Consider the following 7,222-nt stretch of genomic DNA (forward strand, 5'->3'; position numbering starts at 1 on the left):
AATCGTTCCTTCCCTGGATTGACGTGTTTGCTGGCCTTGGCCATGCCAGCCGCGTTGCACCGCCGAATGCCCGCAGGCGCGCTGCCATCGTGCTGCGCAGACGGGCGCGATTTGCGATGACGGTTTCCCATGCCAATGGCTCGCCTCGCGCCGTGACGAAGCCCGCGGCAGGCTTACCGTCGGCGGTTTCGATGACGATGCGGTGGCCGCGCGGGGGAAGCTTGCCGGCATAACGGGCCGTAAATTCTCCGAGCCGGCCCGTCAGGCCATTGACGGCCTTGCCCCAACGAATGTGGCCTGCCCCGACCGTCTGGCCCGCGAGAAACCCACGGTCGAGCCAGATACGAAAGTGCGTCCGTTGCTGGAGCGCGGTGTTCCGCGTTCGTTCCATTGTCCGGCAAAGCGGAAGCGCTGCAGCATGTGCATCGAGCAAAGCCAGATAATACCCTTGGGCAGCGACAAGGATGTCATCAAAGTCGCGATCACCGAGCAGCGCCCGCAAGCAGGCCTGGAGTGCGCGATCGGACGCGAGTACCTCCAGTGCTTCGGGACCACCGAGGGGCAGCGCCGTATCGGCTCTATCGAGAGGGTGAAAACCGGCTCCGGAAATGACGACGATGGTCGCCTCCCCGCAGCCCGAGCAGGAATCGAGAGCCGGACGAAGCAGGGCCGTTTTTGCCGGCGCGGCGACCAGTCCGGCTTCGGGCGCACCGATCAGGAGGAGGCGACGATGCCAGCGTGCCGGCCGCGGCACGTCAGTCGGCTTGAGCCATTCGCTGGGACGAGGCCGCGCGGGCAAAATGGCCGAAGACGTTGGTGTGCGATCCACCATCAAGGCGCGGCGCGCGGTGTCGAAGAGGTCATCGCGGTTGCCGCCACCATCGCAAAAGCCGTGATCATAGGCTTCGGCGCCCGCATCGAGTGGGCCAGGCTTGCGGCATTCGGGATCCCAGCCCGCATGCGCGGCATACCAGCCATCGGCATAGCGGACCGATCGATCCCAGTCATGGCCATGGAGATCGCGCGCGCGCAGAATGGCACGATCGCGATCATCCCCCCGTCCCTCGGCGACTCGTCTTGCGGTGAAGGCGAAATTGCGGGCCTGTCGTTCCGCCTCGACCATGTGCGCCATCGCTTCCATCACCGGCCGCAGTGCCGTGACACGCTCGCGCATACGTGCCATGCGCTGATCGAGTGGGGAATCGTTCGCAAGGTCCGGGAAGCGGCGCCAGGCATCAGCGAGCGCCGCTGCTTGTACCGGGCTTCGACCATGGGCAATCCATGCGTCGGTGTCAGCGGGGTCAAACGGCTCTGACATCATCGGTCTCCTTCGATGCGAATCCCAGGAGACGTGGCGGCGATGGTCGGAGGGGACAGCGTACCGCTCCGACAGTTTCTCGATCACACCCACAACTGGCATACGCGCGCGCAAGCCCGCGCCCGAAATCGGAATGCACCGAGATCAACGCTTGCCGTTCGAACGAACTTTCCGTGAAAGGTATATAGAGGCGATAGGAATAGCCCGACTCCTGGACGCCGATCCTGACGCGGACGAAAAGAATGCGCATGATCGCCTTCGTTCAGGCGACGAGACGGGGAACAACGGGCTGCGATGTGGACAAGCGAAGCTCCCGCCGGATTCGTGCGGCGAAGCGGCCCGGGTCGACAAGTTCGCGGATTGACGCCCAACAATTACGGTCTCCAAGATGATCGTCGCGGCCCTGCACCTTGCGAAAGCACACTTCCCGATCGGGACCGGAGAGGCCGAGCGAGAGTTGCACCCAGACATCCTCGCCGTGCAGCGTCACTTCGCCTGACACGGCGGGACCACCCTTGTTGGACCGGATATCGAAACTGCCCTCGTCGAGCGCGAGGGCGTCGGCCAGGCGGCGCATGGCGGCGCGCCCCTCCGAATGAAACAGGCGCTTGGCGGGCTCGTCATGGGCAACGCCGCGATAGGCGAGCGTCTTCAGAACCGGCCGGTTCCGCAGCTCGGCGATCCGCGCGATGCAGTCGCGCCGCAGATCCGCGTCCGGTGCACGCGTTTCGCACACCGTCCCCAGATGGCGCGCAAGCAGAATAACCGCCGGATCACGTTCGAGATCGATGCCGGCGTTGCGGCAATCGGTGATGGCGGCGTGGATCGCATGCAGCGCCGTGCCGATCGTGATCAGCGCGCTGGGATCGAGAGCCTGACTGTAGCGGAAGGCGAGATCATAATTCATGAGAGTCTCCGGGTCTCGAGCGGTTCGGCCGCTCACACCTCCGTTCCCCCTCTCCTCACCTTCAGTCCGCTGATGCTGCGCCGTAGATGTCCGCTGCCCATTGCTCGGTCCACAGGGCCGTCATCTCGTCATGGTCGAGATCGCCGGTTTCGATGAGATCGCGTATCTCGCGGCGCGCCTGTGCGATCACCCGCTCCCAGGGGTCTGCCGGTTCGGGAGGTGGCGGCACCTCAGGTTGCACCGGCAACTGTCGCGAAGGCCGATCAAGGCGAGCATGCTGTCTGAGCAACCACTGCGTCATATGGTCCGCCACCAAGCGGTCGGTCTTGGCTTGACCACAACGTCGCGCGGCGATGCGCGCGCTGACCCCATAGGCCTGGCTGTCGATCGAGGCGATACGATGGGCGAAGGCGGTGAGATAGGGGATGGCGGCGCCCTTGACGCCGAAGAGATGCAGACGGGTCTGCCTTGGCAGCACCTGGTCGAGACGATCAACGACGGCGATCAGTCCATCCGCGCCATGGACAGGGCGCCGGCACATGCTGCCGACACCGACAAGCCCGGCGCGCTCGATCATATGCGCGAGCGCCACTGCACAGCGTTCATAATCACCGGGATGACGTCCCTGAATGACCGGCATGAAGGTCGCATCGATCCCGGCATTTTCAGCGCGCAGCCGGCATTCGATGTTGGCCCGGATGGTACGGGACATGCGGTCGAGCACCTCGTTGCGATCGCTGGCCACTTCCTGCTCGACGCAATAGTCGAGGCTTGCCCACCAGCGGAATGGATAGGCTGCGGCCAGGCCGACATAATCATCGACCGTCCAGGGATAGCGCCCATAGGTGACCATTGCGCTGAACCCCGCGCTGTCGAGGCTGAGGCTGCGAAGACCATGCGCATTCATGAGTGGCCGCGTCGTCCAGCCGGCCCATTCGCGCCAACCTCGCTTCGTCGACCAGCGCGACAGGGCATTGGCGGAAATCAGGACGGGCTGCTGAAGCTGTCGGGCGCGCCGCAGGAGCACCCCATCAGCAAGGTGCGGCAGTCCCACCATGACAGCGATCGAGCGTGACTTGACCGGATAATTGTTCATGTTATGTTCCATTCAAGGGAGATTTTTAATGACCGAGCAGGCCGCCCGCTATTTTGAACCGTTCGATCTCGATGTGACGCTGCGCGATGCCGCGCTTGACGATCAAAACCGCCCCACCCGCCGCATGCTGGCCAATGCGGCGATCGGTATGCATGTCGAGGATGCCTATTATTCGGTGCGCGAACTGCGCGAGGCGATGTCCTGGGTCCATGAGGGTGAGACGGGCGGCAAGCGCAAGCTCGCGTCCATCCTGAGCAATCCGGCAGGCGACGATTTCCAGCGCTGCATCTATTTCTGCCTCGCTGGCCGCGGCATCGTCGAGATGCTCGACGATCTGATGTGGCTCGAAGAGCTGCTCGAAGCGCGCGGCCGCGTCGCGGGCAGCATCCACCGCCGGAAAATCAGGGCACGTCCGCTGGTCTCGCCTTATGTAGCTGACGAACCGGATGGCCCTGTCGTCGCCTCAACCGAGAACTTCAGGCAAGGCCGTTCCTGGTGGGCCGATCCCGGCCTCACTGCCTGACGGGACCGCGCGGTACGCCGCTCCAGCCTTGGAGATCACCGCTCACAAGCGAGGCGGTCGCCGCGCCGCCACCGAGCCGGCTCGATCCACTGGCCAGCGAACGCGCCAGCCTTGTTTCGCTGCGCGGCGGCAAAGGCTTCGGTATATTGCTTCGCACGCGCCGGATCGGTTTTCAGGAATTGGGGTTGGGGAATGGCGAGACCCGCGCGGATCAGCGTCTCTCCGAGATCGCGGCCTTTCACGGTCACAGTCGCCACCGGCCGACCATAGCTCGAGCGGTTGGTGAGCCGGATTTGGGCGTCGGCTTCGCCCAGAATCCGCGCGGCATGATCCTGAGCCGCCTTGCCACATTCCCAGCACGACCGCGCCCGTTCACAGAGCTGACGGCGCTCGAACGCATCGACACCAAGGAGACGGAAATCGGCTGCAATCGTGTCGCCATCGAGCGCGCGAGCGGATGCGGTAAACCCCGGCTCATTGACGGGAGCACCCCGGACGTCGCATGCGGAGACAAGGAATAGGAAACACAGAAAACGATACATTCGATGTCTATGACAAAGGGCGCTGATCTTTTCCATTGCGTCGAACACGAAGTTCAGTCCCCAGGAAACCAGTCGAACGTCAAGGTGCGCGCGCCGGCCCGGCTTTCGAGTTCAAGGACGTCGGCAATGGTCCAGATCTTGCGGGATTCGCGCGCCAGGTCCGCGTAACCACCGTAGGTGCAGCCGCCATGCACGATGAACTGGGCGTGGATGTTCTGGGTCGCCGCTTCGGAGAGAAAGAAGCCCGCAACGCCCTTGATATATTGTGGCGGGAGAACGCCCAGCATAGCGTCGTAGAAACGCTGCGTGATCCGGCTGAGAGGAAATGACGCCAATGTTTCGGCGCGCGTGCGTTCGAAATAGGCGTTGGTGGACTCGACAACAGCGTCGGGATGGCGATCGCGGTGACGCGCGAGCAGCGCGGCTGCGTCCTCCCTGCTGTGTGCGTAGTCGAGGGGGAATTTCGAAGACCGCGCGGTAATGTAAAAGTTAGTGTCCATGGCGGATCCTTCCAGCTTGGAGAACACCGTCATTCATCCCCCTTCCCTCTTGCCATGGGTCGCGAGCGGCGGGATCATGGGCCTGGCTGCGTTGCAGCGGCGGTCAGCATGCGGATGGGCTTTGCTCCGGAAGACATGAATGGAGAGGGCTTCAGGCGACCATCTCGAGGACGATCAGGCCCGACGACGCAGGGTCGGTAGAGATGCGGAAAGGCTGCAGCGGATCGGTAGTGCGCAGGATGCTTACCTTACCCTGCGAATGATCGAAAATCCGGCTGGCGACGCGCAGGGCATTCTCGCGGCTGCAGAGCAACTGGCGTTTGGGAGACAGACAACGCCTGTCGATGGCCGTCGTCATGACCTGATCCCTTTCTCCTCGAGGATTGACGCTCATGCAAACAGCGTCTTGTGGATCTTGGTGACCGGTACGACCACCCAGGCGCGCGTCATGAGGCGACTGATCCGGTAGAAGCAGCCATTCTGCGGATCGCGAAGCACGAGCCTCCGGCCGCGCTTGCAGACGACGAACTCCTGCGCGACATTACCGTCGGTGAAGGTCACCGGCTCGGGAAGCCGGATGCGATCCCCGTCCGCGAGTTTGCGCGCGCGGTGCGCAAGGTTCGCCCGGCAACGTGCGCGCCAATCGAGCGCATATTCATGCTCGGTCGGGCTCAGCAGATCGAGGATCGCCGCGGGGCAGTCGGCCTCGCATGGCCCCATATTTTCGGTCATATCCTTGTACCCGAACTGGTGGCCATCGCGCGAGCGTGGATTCCAGCGCACCAGGCACACTACCGCGAAAACGTTGCCGGCAATGCCGTCCACGATTTCCTGGGCTGCGGCGTAATAGGTCCGATTTCCCGGACAGGAGGACGCGAGCACCCTGAGGCCGCGTTTCGTGCCGTCCTCGAGCGTGTTTTCGTAGGTAAGCTGCGCGTCGAGATAGGATTTGGCGGTCTTGTGGCCGCCCATCGACGTAAAGGGCATGAAGAGCCATCCCATGATGAGTCCTTTCTTGAGGAAGGAAACCGGCCGCTGGCCGTTTCCGGTTTGAGGATCGTCGGGCCGCGAGCGCTGGTCAGCAGGCGAACGCCCGCGTATCAAAGTCGCAGTATTTTCATGTCGTGCGGATGTGACCTTCCGCACCCGTCATTGTCGGAGAAGTCATGCTCGCCGCGTCGGCCATTGAGATAATCGGCGGCACGCCTTTGATCGCACTGGATCGCATCTACACGGGTCCTGGTCGCATCATCGCCAAGGCCGAGTTCCTGCTGCCCGGGGGAAGTGTGAAGGACCGTGCCGCCAAGGCGATCCTGCTTGCCGCAAGAGAGGATGGCCGGCTGAAGCCGGGAATGCCGGTCGTGGAAATGACGAGCGGAAACATGGGCGCCGGACTGGCGGTGGCATGCGCCGCGCTCGGCCATCCCCTCGTCGTCACGATGTCGGCAGGCAACAGTCCGGCGCGAGCGAAGATGCTCGAAGGACTCGGCGCCGAAGTGGTGCTCATCGCCCAGGTGGATGGAAGCCCGGGCCAGGTGACGGGTTCCGATGTCAATGCTGCCGCACAGGCGGCTTGCGCGATCGCCCGGGCGCGTGACGGTTTCTACGTCGATCAGTTCAACGCTGCAGAGGGGATCGCAGCGCACGAGACCACGACAGGCCCGGAGATCCTGGCGCAGTTCGGTGGCCCGGTCGACGGATGGGTTGCAGCGGTCGGCACGGGCTGCACCTTCGTGGGCGTTGCAAAGGCGTTGAAGCGCGCCAATCCCGGTACGGTCTGCGCCGCTGTCGAACCGCTGAACGCGCGGCCGCTGGCCGGAGAACCGGTGCTCGACGCCCGGCATAAACTCCAGGGCATCGGTTATGGCACGGTTCCGCCGCACTGGGATCCGTCGCTGATGGATATGAGTGTCGGCATCAGCGATGATGAAGCTGAAGAGTGGCGGCGTACTCTGGCCCATCGCGAGGGCCTGTACGTCGGCTATTCTGCCGCTGCGAACGTCTGCGCCGCGGCAAAGCTGCTGGCATCGGGGCGGTTGACGGCTGATGCCGTCGTGGCAACGGTGCTTTGTGATACCGGCCTGAAATACTGAACCTCGGCGTGGGGGTGGCCCCGATGGACGTGCATCCGGTCGGCTGCCGGCTGCGCCTTGCTCGCCGCGCCGAAGCTTTTGAGATACGCGAAAGCCTGTTCAGCCTTGGCGGCAGCGTGGATGATCGCGGTCTTGTCGCCGCGGAGGATACCGAGCCAATGCGCCACATAGCTCGCATGACTGTCATGGAGGACGTTGGGCAGACCAAGGTCAGCACAGCAGAGCCCCGCCCCGATCTCGGCC

Annotated in this window: 10 protein-coding genes; 2 read left to right on the plus strand and 8 right to left on the minus strand. The window is 63.7% G+C overall.

Annotated features, from left to right (window positions below; all coding sequences use genetic code 11):
• The 3 genes from NN5_RS23450 to NN5_RS23460 form a co-directional block, all read right to left on the minus strand.
• The coding region (locus NN5_RS23450) for a hypothetical protein (RefSeq protein WP_306305121.1) at window positions 1-1,318 on the minus strand (1,318 nt) is incomplete at its 3' end.
• Window positions 1,319-1,580: 262 nt separating this feature from the next.
• The gene (locus NN5_RS23455) at window positions 1,581-2,225 is read right to left on the minus strand and encodes a hypothetical protein (RefSeq protein ID WP_020819416.1); all 645 of its coding nucleotides are present in this window, start codon (window positions 2,223-2,225) and stop codon (window positions 1,581-1,583) included.
• A 61-nt stretch (window positions 2,226-2,286) separates the two neighbouring features.
• Window positions 2,287-3,321 (minus strand): deazapurine DNA modification protein DpdA family protein, encoded by a 1,035-nt coding sequence (locus tag NN5_RS23460; RefSeq protein ID WP_020819415.1) that lies wholly within the window; start codon window positions 3,319-3,321, stop codon window positions 2,287-2,289.
• A gap of 28 nt (window positions 3,322-3,349) precedes the next feature.
• Between NN5_RS23460 and NN5_RS23465 the strand changes: the two genes are divergently transcribed.
• Entirely contained in the window at window positions 3,350-3,844 is a 495-nt protein-coding gene (locus NN5_RS23465) for a hypothetical protein (protein WP_020819414.1), read from the plus strand.
• 35 nt (window positions 3,845-3,879) lie between these two features.
• Here the strand turns inward: NN5_RS23465 and NN5_RS23470 are convergent, their stop codons facing one another.
• The 4 genes from NN5_RS23470 to NN5_RS23485 form a co-directional block, all read right to left on the minus strand.
• Window positions 3,880-4,386 (minus strand): thermonuclease family protein, encoded by a 507-nt coding sequence (locus NN5_RS23470; RefSeq protein WP_020819413.1) that lies wholly within the window; start codon window positions 4,384-4,386, stop codon window positions 3,880-3,882.
• Window positions 4,387-4,439: 53 nt separating this feature from the next.
• Complete coding sequence (locus tag NN5_RS23475; RefSeq protein ID WP_020819412.1) at window positions 4,440-4,919, minus strand: hypothetical protein; 480 nt, start codon at window positions 4,917-4,919, stop codon at window positions 4,440-4,442.
• Between the two features lie 118 nt (window positions 4,920-5,037).
• Window positions 5,038-5,244 (minus strand): hypothetical protein, encoded by a 207-nt coding sequence (locus NN5_RS23480; RefSeq protein ID WP_020819411.1) that lies wholly within the window; start codon window positions 5,242-5,244, stop codon window positions 5,038-5,040.
• Window positions 5,245-5,276: 32 nt separating this feature from the next.
• Window positions 5,277-5,888, minus strand: a complete 612-nt coding sequence (locus NN5_RS23485) for a DUF6927 domain-containing protein (RefSeq protein ID WP_067738952.1) — start codon at window positions 5,886-5,888, stop codon at window positions 5,277-5,279.
• A 164-nt stretch (window positions 5,889-6,052) separates the two neighbouring features.
• On the opposite strand from NN5_RS23485, the gene NN5_RS23490 reads away from it, so the two are divergent.
• The gene (locus NN5_RS23490; RefSeq protein ID WP_020819407.1) at window positions 6,053-6,979 is read left to right on the plus strand and encodes a PLP-dependent cysteine synthase family protein; all 927 of its coding nucleotides are present in this window, start codon (window positions 6,053-6,055) and stop codon (window positions 6,977-6,979) included.
• Here NN5_RS23490 and NN5_RS27375 read toward each other — a convergent pair.
• Window positions 6,868-7,215, minus strand: a complete 348-nt coding sequence (locus NN5_RS27375) for a zincin-like metallopeptidase domain-containing protein (RefSeq protein ID WP_373280355.1) — start codon at window positions 7,213-7,215, stop codon at window positions 6,868-6,870. The genes NN5_RS23490 and NN5_RS27375 overlap by 112 nt on opposite strands.
• Window positions 7,216-7,222: the final 7 nt, after the last annotated feature.

The organism is Novosphingobium naphthalenivorans NBRC 102051, assembly GCF_001590985.1.
GTDB lineage: Bacteria > Pseudomonadota > Alphaproteobacteria > Sphingomonadales > Sphingomonadaceae > Novosphingobium > Novosphingobium naphthalenivorans.